Raw genomic sequence first — 20,698 nt, 5'->3', positions numbered from 1 at the left:
GGGTGTACAGTGGCCACGACGGATAGCGTCGGACCTCCTGGCTATGACAACTCACCATTTCACCACTTCACAATTTCACCAACCCTCCGGGAGCAAACGCGGCGGCAAATACGTTTTGCCCGTACTTTAGAACCGGATGCCGACTCCCGACCTCGACCCTACCCACCTCACCCGCGACCAAGTTATTCGGGCCCTTCAGCAGATGGACCTGGATGGTCCGCGCATGCCGCTGAGCACCGTCTACGACCTAGTCTTCATGGGCAAGCGCTACGCGCCGCGGGCCGTGGCCCAGCTGGCGTTTCGGCTGGCTACGGAGCAGCCCGAAGCAACCTGGCCCCTACCGGCTGGCGCGCCTACCAACCGGGTGCTGGAGCAGCTCGACTTCACCATTGCCACCAAGCGCCCTACCCTCGAAAACTCGCCCCTATTGGATGGCGATGTGGCCGCCCAGGAGCAAATGCAGGAACTCTACACCGGTGCTACCCGCGAAACGCCGCCTGCCAAAGTCAAGGGAATTAAGCAGGTAGCTCCGACCGAAAAATCTCCAGCCGAACCAGCTTCTGCCTCTGACCCGCTACCTGCGTTCGAGGTCCAGGAACCAGCCGCCTCCTACCAGCATTCCACACCAGAACCCTACGACCAAGCAATGGCGTTGGCGGAGCTGTTTATTTCAGCGGAAAAGCTGGCTGCCACCCTGGCAGCCCTGCGCCGCCGCCGCAACCTGATTCTGCAGGGGCCGCCCGGTACGGGCAAAACGTATTTGGCCCGGCGGCTGGCTTGGCTGGAACTAGGCGCTACCGACGCGGCCCGCGTGGAGCTAGTTCAGTTTCACCCCAGCTACAGCTACGAGGACTTTGTGCAAGGTTTCCGGCCCGATGGCGCAGGTACTTTCCGGCTACAGAATGGCATCTTGGTGGATTTCTGCCAGCGCGCTGCCCAGGACCCGGAACGGCCTTATTTTCTGCTGATTGACGAGTTGAACCGGGGCAACGTGGCGCGTATTTTCGGGGAACTGCTGCTCTTGCTGGAAGCCGACAAGCGCGGCCCCGCCCACGCCGTGCGCCTACCCTACGCCCCGGCCGGTAGCCCGCCCTTTTTCGTGCCAGCCAACGTTTTTCTCATTGGCACCATGAACTTAGCTGACCGCAGCCTGGCCCCGCTCGATTACGCCCTGCGGCGGCGCTTTGCCTTCGTGAGTTTGGAGCCGGAGTTTGGCGCCCCCCTGCGCGAGTTACTGGCGGCCCAGGGCGTACCCGCTGCTGTCAGCCACCGGCTTACCACTCGCCTGGCCGCTCTCAATCAGGTAATTACCGACGACCCGGACCTGGGGCCAGACTTCTGCATCGGGCACAGCTACTTCTGCCAACCACCCGCTGAGCCTGCCGCCGCTGCGGAGTGGCTGCAACTGATTCTGGAACAGGAAATTGAGCCTCTCCTGGATGATTACTGGCTCGACCAGCCAGCCAAGGCCACCCAGCAAAAGAAAAAGCTGCTAGCGTAAGCCGTGCTAGGCAGATGCTACTTGTCCTTCCAACGCAGGAGGAATCTGAGTTTATCGGCAGGCTCTACAGGCTAACCCAGATTCCTCTTCCTGCTCGGAAGGACAATGTTAGGAGGCCCTATCCTCACACACGTTTCTTTGTATGATTCCCATTCAGAACCTGTACTACCTGCTCTGCTACGCCTGGAACCGGCTGCCGGAGCAGCAGGAACTGCTGGCAATCAACACGACCACCTTCCACCGGCCCCTGGAACTGCTCACTCACGTCTTGCTGACGGGCACGCGCCGGCTGATGCACCGGGGCCTACCGGTGGCGTACACGGAGCGCACCGAGGAGCTGACGGAACTGCGCGGCCGGGTGCAGTTGGCCCCTACCCTAAGCCAAAACCTACTGTCGCGCGGCCGGGCCATTTGCACGGTAGATGAGCTAAACCAGAACACAGCCCTGGCCCGACTGGTACTCGGCACTTTGCAGCAGCTGAGTCGTACTCGTAGCCTACCCGCTGCTTTGCGCCAGCAAGTACGCGCGACCATGCGCCGCTTCCCGGATGCGGTGCTGCCCGAGCCGCCCAGCGCGGCTACGTTGCGGGCCGTGCGCCGCCTGCGGCCCACTGGGCTAGCAGGTTTCCTACTGAACGTGTGCGAGTTAATTCAGCAGAGCGCCCTACCCACTCCCGATGCCGAAGGCCCAACCCGCTTCCGCGACTTCCGGCGCGATGAGCGGCTGATGGCGCTGCTTTTTGAGCAATTCGTGCGCAATTTTTACCGCTTGGAGCAGCGCCAGTTTCGGGTGCTTTCCGAAACGATTCAGTGGCAGGCCGAAGCCGAAACGGTCGAGGCCTTGCACCTGCTGCCGGCCATGGTCACGGATACTACCCTGGAAAACGAGCAGCGCAAAATCATCCTCGACACCAAGTATTACGCCGCCGCTCTTAAGCCCCGCTACGACCAGCACAAGCTGATTTCGCCCCACCTCTACCAGCTCTACGCCTACCTTCAGAACCAGCCCCGGCCTGCTGAGCAGCAGCTAGAAGGCGTCCTGCTGTATCCGGCCGCTGCTCACGCCGTGGATGTGCGCTACACGCTCGGGGGGCATCCCGTCCGCATTGTTACGGTGGACCTGGCCCAGCCTTGGCAGCAGATTGCCCGCGACCTGCTAGCCTTGCTTGATTAAGGATTTGGCAACGGATTCCGAGGTTCTTTGCCTATAATGCAGCCTCGCTACGGCAATTGTGTCGTTTGGTTGCAATTGGCGGGCCTTTGGCCTTAACTTCCTTCGAATTTCCTTCCTCCATCACCCAAACCATTACCTTCTTGAAACGACGTGACTTTGTGGGGCTGACCGGCCTCGCTACCGGGGCCATGTTCCTGCCCGCTATTCCGGGCCTGGGCGGCGACCTGGTAGACCCTGCCCGCCTGCTGGAGCAGGTAGATCCGGCCATCAAAAAGCGCTTGGCCGACGCGGCCCTAAACGCGGCTAAATCGGCCGGCGCTTCTTATGCTGATGTGCGCATTGGGCGCTACCTCAACCAGAGTATCTTCACCCGCGAAAAGCAGGTCCAGAACATTGCCAACGGCGAAAGCTACGGCGCGGGCGTGCGGGTGCTGGCCAACGGCACCTGGGGTTTTGCCGCCACCAACACCGTAACCGAAGCCGGCATGGCTAAGGCCGCCCAACTAGCCGTGCAGATTGCCAAGGCCAACTCCAAAGTGCAGAAGGAGCCCGTGAAGCTGGCCCCCCAGAAAGGGCAGGGCGAAGTAGCCTGGAAAACCCCGATTCAGGTAAACGCTTTCGAGGTGCCGATCAAAGACAAGGTGGACCTGCTGCTGGCCGCCAACGCCAAGGCCCTCGACAACGGCGCTTCCTTCGTGAATTCGGCCCTGTTTCAGATCAACGAGCAGAAGTACTTTGCCTCCACCGATGGCTCCTACATCGACCAGGACATTCACCGCATCTGGCCGAACTTCAGCGTCACGGCCATCGACCGGGCGTCGGGCAAATTCCGCTCCCGCGAGGCGCTCAGCTCGCCCATGGGCATGGGCTACGAGTACATGCAGCCCAAGGCCCAGGACCAGATTGCCGGCCCCGCCGGCACGGGCCTGGTAGGCTACAAGTATAGCTACGACATGCTGGCCGACGCAACGCTGGCCGCCAAGCAGGCCAAGGAAAAGCTCACGGCCAAAAGCGTAACGCCCGGCAAATACGACCTAGTGCTAGATCCTAATCACCTGGGCCTGACCATCCACGAGTCGGTGGGGCACCCGCTGGAACTGGACCGTGTGCTGGGCTACGAAGCCAACTACGCCGGTACCTCCTTCGCTACCCTCGACTGGCGGGCCAAGAATCAGCCCTACGGCTCGAAGCTGGTGAATATTGTGGCCGATAAGCGCCAGCCCGGCTCCCTGGGGGCGGTGGGCTACGACGACGAAGGCGTGCCAGCCAAGGAGTGGAACCTCATCAAGGATGGCAAGCTGGTGGACTACCAGAAAATTCGCGACCAGGCCCACATTGTAGGCCAGAATGAGTCGGATGGCTGCTGCTACGCCGACTCCTGGAGCACGGTGCAGTTTCAGCGTATGCCCAACGTCAGCCTCAAGCCCGGCGCCGCTAAACTCAGTGTTGATCAGATGATTGCGGGCGTAGACAAGGGCATTTACATTGCCGGCCGCGGCTCCTTCTCCATCGACCAGCAGCGCTACAACTCCCAGTTCGGCGGCACGGTGTTCTACGCTATCGACAAAGGCAAGATTACGGGCATGCTCGAGGACGTCGCCTACCAGACCAACACGCTAGAGTTCTGGAACTCCTGCGCCGCCATCTGCGACGAATCGGACTACCGCCTGTTTGGCTCCTTCTTCGACGGCAAGGGCCAGCCCTCGCAGGTGTCAGCCGTGAGCCACGGCTCGGCCACTACCCGCTTCAACGCCGTGAACGTCATTAACACTGCCCGCAAAATCGGATAAATTTTAACCCCACCCCAACCCCTCCCCGGTGGGGAGGGGCTTAGGTTACTGTGGCAACATCAGCGCAAAGCTTCGTTGCGATGGTAAAATAAGCCCCTCCCCACCGGGGAGGGGTTGGGGTGGGGTCCTCACTCCGCACATTCCAAATAGATATGGCCATTCTTTCCCAAACCGAAGCCCAGGGCATCCTCAAAAAGGTACTGAGCTTCAGCAAAGCCGACGAGTGCGAAGCCACGCTCAACGGCCAAACGGGCGGCAACGTGCGCTCGGCCCGCAACGCCATCAGCACCAGCGGCGGCATTGATAACGTGGCCCTGACGGTGGAGTCGCGCTTCGGCAAACGCTCGGGGGTAGCGACCTGCAACCAGTTCGACGACGCTACCCTGCGCAACTGCGTGCAGCGGGCCGAGGAAATTGCCCGCCTCGCCCCAGAAAGCCCCGAGTACATGCCCCTGCTCGGTCCTCAGAAATACCTGACCTCGCCCAACAGCTTCGCCAAAAGCACCGCCGACATCACGCCTGACTACCGTGCTACCCAGGTGGGCGCCAGCATGAAGCTTTGCGACGAGAAAAAGCTGACTTCGGCCGCCTTCCTCAACGACTCAGCCGGGTTTGTGGCCAAGCGCAACAGCAAGGGCCTCGAAGCCTACCAGCAGGTATCGGGTTTGGAGTTCAGCATCACGGTGCGCACTCCGGACGGTACCGGCTCGGGCTACGCCACTGCCGACTACAACGACGCCAGCAAGTTTGACGCCCGCCGCCTCACCCAAATTGCGGCCGACAAAGCCGCCGGCTCGCGCAACGCCCAGGCCCTGGAACCCGGCAAATACACCGTTATTCTGGAGCCCGCTGCCCTGGTCGCCAACACCGATGCCTCCCTGTTGGCGGCGCTGATGGGTGCCCTCGACGCCCGCAACGCCGACGAAGGCCGCTCTTTCCTGAGCAAAAAAGGCGGCGGAAACCGCAAGGGTGAAAAGCTGTTCGACGAGCGGGTAACCATCTACTCCGACCCCATGAACGCCGAAATTGCCGGCCTCGGCTTTTCCGGCGACGGTCGGCCCCAGCAGAAAATGACCTGGATTGAGAAGGGGGTAGTGAAAAACCTCTATACCTCGCGCTACTGGGCCCAAAAGGCCGGTATTCCGGACATTCCGCGCCCCGGTGGCTGGATTATGGAGGGCGGCACCCAAAGCACCGCCGACCTCATCAAAGGCACCCAGCGCGGCATCTTGGTGACGCGCCTCTGGTACATCCGCCCCGTTGACCCCCAGACGCTGCTATACACCGGCCTGACCCGGGACGGAACGTTCTACATCGAGAACGGCAAGATCAAGCATCCGGTGAAGAACTTCCGCTTCAACGAGTCGCCAATTATCATGCTCAACAACCTGGAAGCTATTGGCAAGCCCGTACGGGTAGGCGGCAACCTGGTGCCCCCGCTGAAAATCCGCGACTTCACCTTCACCAGCCTCTCCGACGCGGTGTAGTACAGCAACGAAAGTGGTAGGACGAGGCCCTGCGGGCGACTCGTCCTACCACTTTCGTTGCTGACGCCCGCTCAAGTTCTGGCGTCCCGCGTGACCATCGTTCAACGAGAGTGGTAGGACGAGGCCCTACGGGCGACTCGTCCTACCACCTATTACTTCTACCACTCTCAACTTCTACTCCTTTGAACAGACGTGATTTTGTGGGCGTAACCGGTCTGGCGGCCGGGGCGCTCTGGCTACCGTCGCTGCCCAGCTTGGGCGGCAACCCGGTTGACCCGGCCCAGCTCCTGGAAGGGGTAGACGTGGCAGTGAAAAAGCGCCTGGCCGATGTGGCGTTGAACACAGCTAAATCGGCCGGGGCTACTTACGCCGACGTGCGCATTGGGCGCTACCTCAACCAGGGCGTGTTCACCCGCGAAAAGCAGGTCCAGAACATCGTTAACTCGGAAAGCTACGGCGCCGGGGTGCGGGTTATTGCCAACGGTACCTGGGGTTTTGCCGCCACGAACACCGTGACGGAGGCCGGTATTGCCAAGGCCGCCCAGCTGGCCGTGCAGATTGCCAAGGCCAACTCCAAGGTGCAGAAGGAGCAGGTGAAACTAGCGCCCCAAAAGGGTTATGGTGAGGTTTCCTGGAAGGCGCCCATCAAGCAGAACGCTTTCGAAGTGCCGATTAAGGATAAAGTGGACTTACTGCTGGCGGCCAATGCCAAGGCCATGGACAACGGCGCTAGCTTCGTAAACTCCGTGCTCTTCCAGGTGAATGAGCAGAAGTACTTCGCCTCCACCGACGGCTCCTACATCGACCAGGACATTCACCGCATCTTCCCCACCTTCGGGGTGACGGTGGTAGACCGTAGCTCGGGCAAGTTCCGGAGCCGGCAGGCGCTTAGCTCGCCCATGGGCCTGGGCTACGAGTATCTTACGCCCAAGGCCGAGGACAAGGTAGCGGGGCCCCAGGGCTCCAACGTCATTGGCTACAAGTACAGCTACGACATGCTGGAAGATGCTGCCCTGGCCGCCCGCCAGGCCAAGGAAAAGCTCACGGCCAAGAGTGTAACGCCCGGCAAATATGACTTGGTGCTAGACCCTCACCACCTAGGCCTGACCATCCACGAGTCGGTGGGCCACCCGCTGGAGCTGGACCGCGTGCTGGGTTACGAGGCCAACTACGCCGGCACCTCCTTCGCTACCATGGAGTGGAAAGCCAAAGGCCAGCCCTACGGCTCCAAACAGGTTAACATCGTGGCCGATAAGCTGCAAACCGGCTCCCTGGGCGCGGTGGGTTATGATGACGAAGGCGTGAAAACCAAGGAGTGGATGCTGATTGACCAGGGCAAGCTGGTGGACTACCAGAAAATCCGCGACCAGGCCCACATCGTGGGCCAGAACGAGTCGGATGGCTGCTGCTACTCCCAGTCGTGGCAGGATGTGCAGTTCCAGCGCATGCCCAACGTGAGCCTACGCCCCGGCCAGCAGAAGATGAGCGTAGACGACATGGTGAAAAACGTGGACAAGGGCATTTACATTGCCGGCAACGGCTCCTTCTCCATCGACCAGCAGCGCTACAACTCCCAATTCGGGGGGCAGGTGTTCTACGCCATCGACAAAGGCAAGATTACGGGCATGCTCGAGGACGTCGCCTACCAGACCAACACGCTGGAGTTCTGGAACTCCTGCGCCGCCGTCTGCGACCAGTCGGATTACCGGTTTGCGGGCTTCTTCAACGACGGCAAGGGTCAGCCCAGCCAGAGCTCCGCGGTAAGTCACGGCTCTAGTACTACCCGCTTCAACGCCGTGAACGTCATCAACACCGCCCGCAAAATCGGCTAGCCTTTCTAGCTGTCATTCCGAGTGCCGCGAGGAATCTCGCGTGCTGACGTTGTAGTGGTAATCAAACGTCAGCACGCGAGATTCCTCGCGGCACTCGGAATGACGGTCTGGTTTTCTCCACATTCTGTCCATTCAATAACATGGCCATTCTTTCCAAAGACGAGTCACAGGCTATCCTGAAAAAGGTGCTGAGCTTCAGCACGGCCGACGAGTGTCAGGCCAGCCTGCAGGGCCGCACCACTGGCAACGTGCGCTACGCCCGCAACTCGGTAAGCACGGCTGGCGGGGCCGATAACGTGTCGCTGGTGGTGGAGTCGCGGTTTGGCAAGAGGGCCGGCGTGGCTACCTGCAACCAGTTCGACGATGCTACCCTGCGCCGCTGCGTGCAACGGGCCGAGGAAATTGCCCGCCTCGCCCCCGAAGACCCCGAGTACATGCCCCTGCTCGGTCCCCAGCAATACCTAACTCCGGTCAGTTACGCGGCCAGCACCGCCGCCATCACCCCCGACTTTCGGGCCCAGGTAGCCGGCGACAGTATTGCCCTGTGCGCCGCCAAGCAGCTCACGGCCGCGGGCTACCTCGAAGACGGCGCTACCTTCCAGGCCCTGCGCAACAACAAAGGTCTGGAAGCCTATCAGCAAAACACGAACATCGACTTCTCGGTGACGGTGCGCACGCCCGACGGTACCGGCTCGGGCTACGCCGTGGCTGATTTTACCGACGCCAGCAAGTTCAACGCCAAGGCCCTGACGCAGATTGCGGCCGACAAAGCCGCCGGCTCGCGCAATGCCAAAGCCTTGGAGCCCGGCAAGTACACCGTGATTCTGGAGCCCGCCGCCCTAGTTTCCGATGAAGGTCTGCTGAACAACTTGGTGTACAACTTCGGGGCCCGCGAGGCCGACGAAGGCCGTTCCTTCCTCAGCAAGAAAGGCGGCGGCAACCGCACCGGCGAAAAGCTCTTCGACTCGCGCATCACCATCTACTCTGACCCGCTGAACGCCCAAGCCCCTGGCGCCGTGTTCGACGGGGAAGGACTACCCGTAAAGCGCATGAACTGGGTAGAGAAGGGCGTGGTCAAGAACCTGTACTACACCCGCTATTGGGCCCAGAAAACGGGTAAGCAGCCCACGGCTTTTTCCGGCAACTTCATCATGGAAGGCGGCACCCAGAGCGTGCAGGACCTGATCAAGAGCACGGCCAAGGGCATTTTGGTGACTCGCCTCTGGTACATCCGCGACGTAGATCCGCAGACGCTCTTGTTCACCGGCCTGACTCGGGACGGAACCTTCTACATCGAGAACGGCAAGATCAAGCATCCGGTGAAGAACTTCCGCTTCAACGAAAGCCCCGTGATTATGCTCAACAACATCGAGGCCATCGGGAAACCCGTGCGCCTCGGCGGCAACCTGGTGCCCCCGCTGAAAATCCGCGACTTCACCTTCACCAGCTTGTCGGACGCGGTGTAACAACACACATGAAAACACTGTCATTCCGAGCAGCGCGAGGAGTCTGGGTTGTCCTTCAGAGGTTAATCCAGATTCCTTGCGCTACTCGGAATGACAGTGTTTTCATGTGTGGAAGAATAGTCTTTGTTTCTGGCTGGATACGTGCCATTCCAGCGTCCTATAAGAAGATTTCCGACGAAACACCGCCTCTTCCGGGGAGTTACCAAATAAGGAGGACACTGACCATATTTGCCCTATCTACATCTATTTATCTCTGTTACCCTTATGTACGCATTCGTGCGCTTTGCCCTCGTGGTTGGCTTTACTGGCTCTGTGTCCTTATCGACAATTTCTGCGGCCAGAGCCCAAGCACCGTCCGATTCCAGCGCCTGGCACGATACCAGTTCCAAAGCTCGGCATGGGCTGGCAGTAGCCAAGACCACAGATGGCAAAACCGTTCGGTCGTATTTCCCCGTCAACTGTATTGGGTTCGAGGAGAAAATAAGCTACTTCAGTCGTAGCCCCGAGGTGCGGCCCTTCCCGCGCATTCAGTACGTGGACGTTAAAAAAATAGCTTCGGCCACTATCCGGGGGCATCAACTGGAAAACATGGCCGCCGCCGGCGCCCCCGATGTGCTGGCCCTACGCCTAATAGAAGGCCCCGTTGAGCTGTTTGCCTTTAGTGGCTCGGTGGGCGACCAAGTACCCCTTATTTTCTCGGTACTGAATCCGGCCTTGGCCGCTCCTACCCTACTGGCTCACTTGGGCGGCAGTGCTATTGAGCGCAACCGGTGGTTTGTGCGCCGTAACGGCCAGCTATTAGCCCTTACCCACGGTAATTTTCGCCGACTTATGAGCGAGTATACCGCCGATTGCCTAGCCGTCAGTACGCAAATCAAACAGGGCAGCGAAGGTTTTCACTACAAAGACACGCCCCAGATTATCAACCTCTACAATCAGTTTCTGCGGGAAACGGCCACTCGGTAGGCCGTTTTAGTCATTATCAAACTGTAGGGCCACGTAGGCCTGGATTACGCGGTTGCGCAGGCGGGAGTCGTTGGCGCCGCTCAGGTTTTTCACGTCGTTGATGTCGTTGACGCCGGCGTTGAAGCGCCCGCCCAACAGGAGGTTACCCAGCTTAAGCCCCGCGCCCGCGCACAGGCTTAGGTCGCCACGCTTGTAGCCGCTGTAGGGGCCGTTGCCCGAAGACGACACGTTCAGGTCGCCGCTGGCATCCTTGCGCAGCAGCAGCCCAAATTGCGGCCCCGCCTCCACGAACACCGGTCCAACCGTGACTTTGGCTAGTACCGGCAGGTTGAGGTAATGTAGCTTGGCATCGTAATTCCCGACGGCATCCTTAAAAGAGCTTCCCTGCAGGGAGTACAACAGCTCCGGCTGAATGGATACGGGCCCAATTAGCTCAGCCTCGTAGAAGACGCCGGCGTGGTAGTAGGTTTTGTAGGTGGTAGAAGTAGACCCCAGGTTGTCGCCATCGAGCACGGCGGCATTGACACCAGCTTTGATACCAAATTGAGCGTGGGCCGATGTCGCCAGTAGCAGGGCCGTGAGAAAAATCAGGACGTGTTTCATAGTGCAGGTAGTGAGGAGTTTATAAAAGAACCACTTGCCTGCTCTAACGAAGCCAACGCCCTTGGGGGTATAGCCGCGCTTTGCAAAACGCAACCCTTTGGGGCCGGGCCCGAGAAAAATCTATCTTCGTTGCCGCCCTAGTAAGCCACCTTCCGGGCGGGGCGGGGTCTTTCGGCCGTTTTCCTATCTAGATTCCTTCATGCCCGCTCCTTTCACCTTCGTGCGTCTGCAATACCGCTCCGGCGACTGGGATGCGGTAGATGAGCGGATGCCAGCCAACCTGCTGCACTCCTTGGTGCAGTACACCAAGGTACCCGTGAATGCCAAGGAAAAGGTAGTAGCTCTCGACTCGCCGGAGTTATTTCGCTACCCCTTCTGCTACCTCTCGGGCCACCGGCTGGTGCAGTTCTCGGCTCCGGAAAAAAAGAATTTCGAACAATACGTACGCGGCGGCGGCTTCGTGTTCGTGGACGACTGTAACCACGACATCGACGGGCTGTTTGCCCGCTCTTTCGAGGAGCAGATGCGGGTGTGCTTTGGGGCCGGGGCGCTAAAGAAATTGCCCAAAACGCACCCGATTTACTCCCAATTCTTCAAGTTTCCCGAAGGGCCGCCCAACACCGGCTTCGAGCTCAACGGCTGGGGCGATGACCTAGTACACGACTACCTAAAGGGCATCGAAATCAACGGCCGCCTAGCCGTGCTCTACTCCAACAAAGACTACGGCTGCGAGTGGGACTACGACTTTCGCAACAAGCGCTTCCTGGCCGAGGACAACACCAAGTTTGGCGTTAATATCATCCTCTACGCCCTCACGGCCTAGCTTTAACCGCCCCGCTGCAAGCAAGGGCGGCTTGTGCCGTTAGCTAGCTCGCACTAACAACCAAGACCTAGGGCTTCCTACTTAAGATGGGCTCTAACTGAAAAAGAGCAGGAACTTGAGCTTGGGTTTGACGCATATGTTTCGTCACCCGAACCGGATACTAAGTGTCCCGCTTCAATCGTTTACTTATTAGGGGAACGTCAGCGCCCGAGCGGCTCGGCATGATGGTTCTATCTCCTACTTCTACCGGACTGTTTGTGGGGCCTGGATACTGCATTCCAGTTCAATGAGGCGGAAGTAAAGGGGCAAGAACTTCGTCTAGCACTATTCGGACATTAGGTTGCACAAACCTGGCCAACAGTGTGTAGCTTTACTGAAACCGGCTAGCAGCTCTTTTCTGCAGAAATTGACCATTAGGCTCCGTTTCTGCAAGGCGGTTAGTGCTACTTTTTTTACCGCCTACCTGCTTCCCCGTCCTCCCACTCACCTGCCCCACTATGCGCGCAGAACTATCGTACCGCACTCATAATCAGCTCTTTATTATATCCACGCTTAGTCGGCTGCTACGCGGCTGCACCCAGCGCTTGAGCGGGCAGATGCGTCCGGCAGCCTGGCTGCTGGCGCTGCTGCTGCTGAGTGGCACCACCACAACCCTGGGGCAGACCACGCCGTCCTCGCCGGAGTGCGCGGCCGATGAGAAGTTTGCCAACACATGGTACTTCGGTTTCAAGGCGGGGCTGGACCTCAACCAGGCCTCGGCCGACTCTCTTCCGAAAGTACTCACTGATGGAGCGATGGATGCGCCCGCCGGCTCGGGGGTGATGTCGGATAAGGACGGTAAAATCCTTTTTTACAGCAACGGCGAAACCGTTTGGAACGGCGACGGTACGGTGATGACCAACGGCACGGGACTGGCCGGCAACCGCTTCACCACCGATGGCCCCCTACCCCTTAAGATGCCGGGCATCCCGCAGCCGGGCCAACCAACGCGCTACCTGCTCTTCACTTTGAATAGCACCGTGGGCCTGAGCTATTCGGAAATAACTATTCCCGCGGGTGGTGGGCCGGGCACCGTGGTGGCCGCCACCAAAAACACGCCCCTGGCCCGCGGCACGGCAGAGAAGCTCACGGGCGTATTTCATAAAAACGGCTGTGATATCTGGGTTATTACGCACGGCTGGGGCGACGCCAAGTCCGGCAATGACAACCGGGGCGACGCCTTTCTGGCCTACCGCGTGCGGCAAGCAGCCGGCTATGTAGGTCCGGTTCTCATCGACGCGCCGATTCCCTCCACGGTAGGCAGCCTGCACGCGCCGAGCGTGTCGGCCCTGGGCTACAAAGGCCAGATGAAGGTGACTCCCGATGGCCAGCGGCTGGCCCTGGCCCGCTATAGCGAAGTGGTAGGCGACAGCAGCAGCACCGTTGAGCTGTTTGGCTTTGATACCAGCACGGGCCAAGTGAGTGCCAACCCACAGGTTCCGTACATCGTGGACAGCGGCGAAGGGAAATACTATGGGGTGGGGTTTTCACCCGGCAGCTACCTCTATGCCACGGTGCGCAACCCGCCCAAGCTGCTGCAATTCGATATCAGCGGCCGCGGGCCAGTTACCAAGCAGGACATTCCGCTCAAACAGAAGACTCCGGCCGACCTAGGCTCGCTGCAGGCCGCGCCCGATGGCAAGATTTACGTGGCCCGCGACAACCAGCCTGCGCTGGGCTTCATCTCCTATCCAGACTCGCTGGGAGCCAAGGTCGGCTACGCCGACGACAGCCTGCAGCTGGGCGGCCGCCTGAGTGGCCTGGGCCTGGTCAACTTCAACCAAAGCTCCTTGCTGCGCGTGGGGCCCAGCGCGGAGATAACGGGTTGTCGGCAGATTACTTTCACGGCCCCGCCCATTGACTTCGATAATAAGAGGTACCTATGGACGTTTGGCGACGGCACTACCTCAACCGAAGAGAATCCTGTTCATACGTACGCTACGCCCGGCAACTACACCGTAACGCTGCGCATCACAACCGACTGCTTTTGCCGTGAAAGCCCAGGCCTTATTCAGGTACCGGACTTGCCGGTACCGGGTAGCATTGCGGCACCTCAGACACTGTGCGCCGGCACTGCGCCGGCCACTCTTACCAGCATCGCCAGTGCTTCCAGCGACGCCGACCTGCCGCTTAGGTACCAGTGGGAATCCTCGACGGATAACACCACTTTCACGGCTATTACTGGAGCGAATGGTCCTACCTACACGCCCCCAAGCTCGCTGCCAGTCGGCACAACCTATTTCCGTCGGCGGGTACAATTGCTGCTGCCTGACCAGTCAGGTCCTTACTGCGAATCCCGCACTACCGCTTCGGTAGCCATTACGGTTCTGCCCGCCCTGACGCCGGGCAGCATTGCCGCCAACCAAACCGTGTGCGCCGGCAGCCCCGTGGCGCCCTTAACCAGCACGGCCCCGGCCACGGGCGGCACCGGCACGTTCGCCTACCAGTGGGAATCATCGACGGATAACACCACTTTCACGGCCATATCCGGCGCTACGGGCGAGACCTTCACGCCTGGCGCACTAACGGTTACTACCTATTTCCGCCGCCAGGTACTTTCTGGGGCTTGCACCACCACGCCTTCCAACGTTGTGACAATAACGGTGGTGCCGGCTTTGGTGGCCGGTACCATTGCCGCTAACCAAAGCATCTGCGCGGGTGGTACGCCTGCTCCCCTCACCAGCGAAACCCCAGCGACGGGTGGCGCGGGCACCATTGACTATCAGTGGGAATCGTCGGCGGATAATGTGACTTTCGCCTCAATTAACGGGGCCAACGGGCCAACGTTTGCGCCCGGTACGCTCACGGCCACTACCTACTTCCGGCGGCGGGCAAGCTCAGGTACTGCCTGCGCTCCGGTTGTGTCCAATGTGGTTACCATCACCGTGGCACCGGCCCTGACAGCGGGTACTATCGGCTCGGACCAGACGCTGTGCCCCGGCGCTACCCCCGCCCCACTCACCAGCACGGCCCCGGCTGCGGGCGGCACCGGCGCGCTGGCGTATCAATGGGAATCATCCACGGACAATACTACTTGGACCGCCATACCCGGAGCTACCAGCGAAACCTTCGCGCCTGGCGCACTGACGGTTACTACTTACTTCCGGCGGGCCGCGACGTCAGGTGCCTGCGGGCCGGTGTACTCGCCTGCCGTTACCCTGACGGTGCTACCCGCGCTTGTTGCCGGCAGTATTGCCGCCGACCAAACTGTGTGCGCGGGTGCAACGCCGGCCCCGCTCACCAGCGCAGCCGGGGCCAGCGGTGGTACGGGCACATTCGCTTACCAGTGGGAATCATCGGCGAATAACTCGACCTGGACGGCTATAGCCGGAGCGACCAGCGCCGACTACGCGCCGGGCCCGCTCACGGCTAGCACGTATTTCCGTCGCCGGGTTACGTCGGGAGCCTGCGGACCGGAGTACTCCTCCTCCGTCCTGATTACGGTGTTGCCCGCCCTGACAGCCGGTACTATCGGCTCGAACCAGACGCTCTGCCCCGGCGCTACCCCCGCCCCGCTCACCAGCACGGCCCCGGCTGCGGGCGGCACCGGCGCGCTGGCGTATCAATGGGAATCATCCACGGATAACTCGAACTGGTCGGCTATTGCCGGAGCCACTGGCGAAACCTTTGCCTCTGGCCCACTGACGGGTACTACCTTTTTCCGGCGGCGCGTAGCTACCGGGCCCTGCGGGCCGGTCTTTTCCAATGTTGTCACGCTCACGGTGCTGCCTGCCCTCACAGCCGGTACCATTGGCAGCAACCAGACGGTGTGCCCCGGGGCCACCCCGGCCCCGCTCACCAGCACAGCCAGCGCCAGTGGCGGTACGGGCGCGTTTGCCTATCAGTGGGAATCTTCGCTGGATAACTCGACCTGGACGGCAGTAGCGGGTGCCACCGGCGAAACCATCGCCCCCGGTCCGCTCACGGTTACTACGTATTTCCGCCGCCGGGTAACATCGGGGGCGTGCGGGCCGGAGTATTCGCCTTCCGTGGTGCTGACGGTGCTGCCCGAGCTTCTTGCGGGTAGCATCAGCGCCGATCAGGACGTTTGCGCGGGCACTGCGCCTAATCCGCTCAGCGGCGGTGGAGCCAGCGGTGGCACCGGCACGTTTGCCTACCAGTGGGAATCTTCCACGGACAACTCGAACTGGTCGGCTATTGCGGGGGCCACTACCCCAACGTTTGCGCCCGGTCCGCTGCAAGCCACTACCTACTTCCGGCGGCGGGTAACGTCGGGCACGGGCACCTGCGCCACGGCGGTTTCCAACGTCGTAACGATTCGGGTGACGCCCCTAGTGACGCCCACCGTGACCCTGGCTACCCCGCCCGTGCAATGTCCCGGCACACCGTTGCCCTTCACGGCTGTGGCAACCAATGCGGGTACTGCGCCTACGTTCCAGTGGTTTGTTAACAACGTGGCCGTAGCCAGCGGCCCTACTTTCACGAGCAGCACCGTAGTAACCGGCGACCAAGTGCGGGTGCAGGTGACGCCCACGGCGGGGCTGTGCAGCACGGGTCCGGCCGTGGCCACGGTCACCGTTACGCGCACCCCTACGCCCCAGCCCACCCTCACGATTACGGTGCAGCCGGGCGGGCCCGTGTGCTTGGGCGCCCCGCTTACCTTCAGCATTGCCAACGTAACGGAGGCCGGACCTACCCCCACCTATCAGTGGCAGGTGAACGGCAGTGACGTAGCCGGGGCTACGGGCCCGGTATTCACCAGCACTACCCTGCGCGCGGGCCAGATCGTGACCCTGCGCCTGCGCACTACCAACATCTGCGCCCAGCCCGTAACGGCCGTTTCTAATGGCATACCCGTTCAGATTCAGCCACCAGTTGACGTGGATGCAGGGCCCGATCGGGAGATTCTGGCCGGTACCTCCATCACGCTGGAAGGCCGCGCCGATGGTACCTACCCCGTGCGCTGGACGCCCGCGGCGGGCCTAACCTTCCGGGGCGACTCCTTGCGGCCCGTGGCCTCGCCCAGGGTAACAACGACCTACACCCTCTCGGCCGGGGCCGGTGGCTGCGCCGATTCTGACCAGGTGACTATCACCGTGCGGCCGGCCATCCGCATTCCCAACGCCTTCTCGCCCAACGGCGACGGGCGCGACGACACCTGGCAGATTGAGTTCATTGAGCAGTTCCCCGACAACACGGTCAGCGTGTTCAACCGCTGGGGCAACCGGGTATTCTCGGCCAACAACTACGGTCGGGCCAACGAGTGGCGCGGCGACATCAACGGCCAGCCCGCGCCAGTGGGCACCTACTACTACGTGGTCGTCACGAAAGGTCCGCTGGGCAAGTCCTACAGCGGGTCCATTACCATTCTGTATTAACGAAGCGCCCGGCCGGGCTCAGGAGGTCTGGCCGGGTACTTTTTTCGACAAGACTTTACGGCAATTTCTGCTATGAAAAAAGCCCTACTTCTACTGCTACTTCCGCTGCTGTTGCTGGCGGCCGGGCCGGCTCTGGCCCAGCAGCAGGCCCAGTACAGCCAGTACATGAACAATAACTACATCCTCAACCCGGGTACTACCGGCGTGGAGGATTACATCGACGTGAAAACCAGTTACCGCACCCAGTGGACGGGCCTGGAAGGCGCACCCAAAACCTACTACCTCACGGCCAGCTCCTCGCTAGGCAAATGGCGCAGCACCAGCAAACGTACCCTGCACGACCGGCGCCGACCGTTCCATGCGGTGGGCGGCATGGTGTATCGCGACGTAACCGGCCCCACGAGCCGCACCGGCGCCTACCTTTCCTACGCCTACAACTTGGTGCTGACTCCTAAAATTCGGGCGGCGCTGGGCGTGTCGGCGGGCATGCAGCAGTTTGCCGTCGATGGGCAGCAGCTGCGCTTCTACGACACGACCTCCTACGCGGGCAGCGCCGCCTCACGGGTGTTGGATGGCTCCATTGGCCTGTGGGTGTACAGCTCTAACTTCTACGTGGGCATTTCGGGAGCGCAGTTGCTGGGCAACAAGCTCGACTTCTCCTACGAGCTCAACGGGGAAGGTACGGGCACGGGCAACACCCTGAAGCGCCACTACTTTGCCACGGCCGGGGTGCGGGTGCCCCTCAGCGACGATTGGTCGTTGGTGCCCTCCGTGCTGGTGAAGGCCGTGAACCCTGCCCCGCTCTCCCTCGATATCAACGCCAAGCTCAAGTACCAGGATCTACTCTGGGTTGGCGCATCGTGGCGGGCTTTCGACTCGGTGGTGGGCATGGTGGGGCTAAGCTACGAGCAGCTGACGGTGGGCTATTCCTACGACGCCGGTCTTTCCGAACTGGCGGGCTACCACGGCGGTAGCCACGAGGTACTGGTGGGCCTGCGGTTAAAGAAAAAAGCCCAAGTGGTGTGTACCAACCGGTTCTGGTAGAATCATAACCTACTACCTAGCAGGCAAATAGACAGGACGAGCGTCTCACTAGTTGTTCCGGCCGGGTTAAGTTGACAGTTAAGACAAGCACGTCATGCAGAGGCGGAGCCGAAGCAGCTCGCGTGGTGCCATTGAGGTAGTAACTCTAGCATCAGCGCGCTGCTTTGGCTCCGCCTCTGCATGACGGTCTGTTTATTTGGAAGCTGACTTTTGCGTCCTGCTTACCTAGCTCCTACAGCTTACTACCTTGGTAAGCTGCCCGGTGAAAGCAAGAGGTGCAAGCTAGCCTAACCCAATGAAAACAGCGGGAGTGGTTGCGTATTACGGTTTGAAGTAGATACTTGCGGCGCAGGGCGCTACCTAATCAGGCAGTTTATGGGTTAGCGGCCGAATAAAATGAGCCGTTACCCTGGGCCCGACGCATCCTTGCGGCGCTATATCTGACTTTGTCCCAGCGCATCCTTCTTCTCTCCCGATTTTCAACGCCGTTTCCGTGACCGAACAAGACGTTACTCGCCTCCTTCAGAAAATACCACAGCTCAAACAGGAAATCGGGAAGGTCATTGTGGGCCAGCAGCAGGTGCTGGATGAAGTATTAGTAGCCCTGCTCGCGGGGGGCCACGCCCTGCTGGAAGGCGTGCCGGGCCTGGCCAAGACCCTGCTGGTGCGCACCCTGGCCCAGGCCACCGACCTACCCTTTCGCCGCATCCAGTTCACTCCCGACCTGATGCCGACCGACATTCTGGGTACCGAGATTCTGGAGGAAGACCACGGCACCGGGCACCGCTCCTTCAAGTTCAACGAGGGACCCATTTTCGCCAGCCTCGTGCTGGCCGACGAAATCAACCGAACCCCGCCCAAAACCCAGGCGGCCCTGCTGGAAGCCATGCAGGAAGGCCACGTAACGTATGCCGGCCAGGAGCACGCCTTGCCCAAGCCCTTCTTCCTGCTGGCCACGCAAAACCCGATTGAGCAAAGCGGCACCTATCCTCTGCCCGAAGCCCAGCTCGACCGATTTCTGCTCTACATCCGCATTGGTTACCCCACGGAGCAGGAAGAGCTGGCCGTGCTCAGCGGCACTACCGGCACCGTGCGCCAGCAGGTGCAGCCCGTGCTGGGTGGCGAGGACGTGCGCCAGCTCCAGCAGCTTACGCGCCAAGTGAGCATTAGTACGGAGCTGCTGAGCTTGGTAAACCGCCTGGTGCGCGCTACCCGTCCGGCTACCTCAGAAGTCAAGTTCATCCGCGACTACGGCCGCTGGGGTGCGGGTCCGCGCGCCGGGCAGGCCCTGATTTTATGCGCCAAAGCCCGGGCCCTGATTCACGGCCGCTTCGCCGCTACCCTGGAAGACTTGCAGACGCTGGCTCCGGCCGTACTGCGCCACCGGGTGCTGCTAAACTTCAACGCCGAAGCCGAAAACCTGACCACCGATGACGCCGTGCGGGAGCTACTAAAGGCGGTTTCCCTGTAAGGGGTGAAAGTAAAAGTTGGGGGTAGTTTTTAGGAGTAGTTTTCACTGACCCTATAAGGCCGTCATGCTGAGCTTGCCGAAGCATCTCTACCGCTTCATTGTAGTAATGACCGAACCGAGCGGGAGAGATGCTTCGCTACGCTCGGCATGACAACCGTAATGGTAAACAGTTTATAATCATCAAGTAGCAAATCCTATCTAACAACCAGCAACTCCTACCCTCTCCTCCTTCCTACCCTCATACCCTATTTAAAACATGCTGACTCCCGAACACCTGCACGCTTTGCACAACCTGCCCCTGGCCGCCAAGCGGGCGGCGGAAGGGCTGCTGCACGGGGCCCACGCCAGCCGTCGGCGCGGGGCGGGGCTGGAGTTCAGCCAGTACCGGCCCTACCAGCCCGGCGACGACCTGCGCCGGCTGGACTGGCGCCTGGCCGCCCGCTCCGACCGGTACTACCTGCGCGAGTCGGAGGTAGATACTAGCCTAGTCGTGCACCTCGTGCTGGACGCCACGGCCAGCATGAACCACCGCGACGATAACGGCCTGACCAAGCTCGATTATGGCCGGTTGCTGTGCGCGGCCCTGGCCTACGTAGCCAGCCAGCAGGGCGACGCCGTGGCCCTTACCATTCTGCACCCGGCCGGCCTGCGCCACCTGCCGCCCCGCGCCGATGCCCGCCAGCTCCCGCGCCTCTACCACGCCCTGGAAACGGCGGAGGCCGCCGGCTCTTTTCCCGATGCCGCTACCCTGGCCCCGCTAACGGCCCGCCGGCAGCCGGCCCTAACCATCTGCGTGAGTGATTTGTACGAGGAAGAGGGAGAAATAGAGCGGCTCCTGACCCGCCTGCGCGCGGCCTCCGGCGAGGTGCTGCTGCTGCACCTGCTGGCCCGTAACGAGTTAGCCTTCACCTTCCGCGGGGCCGTTACCTTCGAGGATCTAGAAACCGGCCGCACCCTGCAACTCGATGCTGATCAGCAGCGCCGAGGCTGGCAGCAGCACCTGCAGCAGTGGCTCCGCGACACGGCCCAGCGCGCCCGCACCCACGGCTTCGACTACTACCAGCTTAGCACAGCCGAGCCGCTTACCAGCGCCCTGCGCGAATTTCTGCGCCGCCGTAGCCTCGCGTAGGCAGTGGATGGCCTAAGTTCGGTCGAATATTTGC

General features: G+C 61.0%; 13 protein-coding genes. 12 read left to right on the top strand and 1 reads right to left on the bottom strand.

Features of this window, described 5'->3' with window-relative positions:
• Positions 1–136 precede the first annotated feature (136 nt).
• From MWH26_RS19160 to MWH26_RS19130, 7 genes are all read left to right on the top strand, one after another.
• Positions 137–1,501, top strand: coding sequence for an McrB family protein (locus tag MWH26_RS19160; protein ID WP_247975526.1), 1,365 nt, complete (start codon positions 137–139; stop codon positions 1,499–1,501).
• A 142-nt stretch (positions 1,502–1,643) separates the two neighbouring features.
• Positions 1,644–2,675 (top strand): 5-methylcytosine restriction system specificity protein McrC, encoded by a 1,032-nt coding sequence (locus tag MWH26_RS19155; RefSeq protein ID WP_247975525.1) that lies wholly within the window; start codon positions 1,644–1,646, stop codon positions 2,673–2,675.
• A gap of 140 nt (positions 2,676–2,815) precedes the next feature.
• On the top strand, positions 2,816–4,465 hold the full coding sequence (locus MWH26_RS19150; protein ID WP_247975524.1) for a TldD/PmbA family protein: 1,650 nt from the start codon (positions 2,816–2,818) through the stop codon (positions 4,463–4,465).
• A 152-nt stretch (positions 4,466–4,617) separates the two neighbouring features.
• The gene (locus MWH26_RS19145) at positions 4,618–5,952 is read left to right on the top strand and encodes a TldD/PmbA family protein (RefSeq protein ID WP_247975523.1); all 1,335 of its coding nucleotides are present in this window, start codon (positions 4,618–4,620) and stop codon (positions 5,950–5,952) included.
• Positions 5,953–6,134: 182 nt separating this feature from the next.
• Positions 6,135–7,784 (top strand): TldD/PmbA family protein, encoded by a 1,650-nt coding sequence (locus tag MWH26_RS19140; RefSeq protein ID WP_247975522.1) that lies wholly within the window; start codon positions 6,135–6,137, stop codon positions 7,782–7,784.
• A 140-nt stretch (positions 7,785–7,924) separates the two neighbouring features.
• Positions 7,925–9,250, top strand: coding sequence for a TldD/PmbA family protein (locus MWH26_RS19135; RefSeq protein ID WP_247975521.1), 1,326 nt, complete (start codon positions 7,925–7,927; stop codon positions 9,248–9,250).
• Between the two features lie 264 nt (positions 9,251–9,514).
• Complete coding sequence (locus MWH26_RS19130) at positions 9,515–10,216, top strand: hypothetical protein (protein WP_247975520.1); 702 nt, start codon at positions 9,515–9,517, stop codon at positions 10,214–10,216.
• A 6-nt stretch (positions 10,217–10,222) separates the two neighbouring features.
• Here the strand turns inward: MWH26_RS19130 and MWH26_RS19125 are convergent, their stop codons facing one another.
• Positions 10,223–10,819 carry a porin family protein gene (locus MWH26_RS19125; protein ID WP_247975519.1) on the bottom strand — a complete coding sequence of 199 codons (597 nt, stop codon included), beginning with the start codon at positions 10,817–10,819 and terminating at the stop codon, positions 10,223–10,225.
• 199 nt (positions 10,820–11,018) lie between these two features.
• Here MWH26_RS19125 and MWH26_RS19120 point away from each other — a divergent pair, with 199 nt between their 5' ends.
• From MWH26_RS19120 to MWH26_RS19100, 5 genes are all read left to right on the top strand, one after another.
• The gene (locus MWH26_RS19120; protein WP_110978861.1) at positions 11,019–11,642 is read left to right on the top strand and encodes a DUF4159 domain-containing protein; all 624 of its coding nucleotides are present in this window, start codon (positions 11,019–11,021) and stop codon (positions 11,640–11,642) included.
• A gap of 497 nt (positions 11,643–12,139) precedes the next feature.
• Entirely contained in the window at positions 12,140–17,020 is a 4,881-nt protein-coding gene (locus tag MWH26_RS19115; protein WP_247975518.1) for a DUF8696 domain-containing protein, read from the top strand.
• A gap of 72 nt (positions 17,021–17,092) precedes the next feature.
• A complete protein-coding gene (locus MWH26_RS19110) occupies positions 17,093–18,064 on the top strand; it encodes a PorP/SprF family type IX secretion system membrane protein (RefSeq protein ID WP_247975517.1) in 972 nt (323 codons plus the stop codon).
• A gap of 493 nt (positions 18,065–18,557) precedes the next feature.
• Entirely contained in the window at positions 18,558–19,535 is a 978-nt protein-coding gene (locus MWH26_RS19105) for an AAA family ATPase (RefSeq protein ID WP_247975516.1), read from the top strand.
• 256 nt (positions 19,536–19,791) lie between these two features.
• Complete coding sequence (locus MWH26_RS19100; RefSeq protein WP_247975515.1) at positions 19,792–20,664, top strand: DUF58 domain-containing protein; 873 nt, start codon at positions 19,792–19,794, stop codon at positions 20,662–20,664.
• The last annotated feature ends 34 nt before the right edge of the window (positions 20,665–20,698 follow it).

It is taken from the genome of Hymenobacter sublimis (assembly GCF_023101345.1).
Taxonomy (GTDB): domain Bacteria; phylum Bacteroidota; class Bacteroidia; order Cytophagales; family Hymenobacteraceae; genus Hymenobacter; species Hymenobacter sublimis.
The sequence above is the reverse complement of the archived record's forward strand: the minus strand, read 5'-3'. Positions and strand labels throughout refer to the sequence as shown.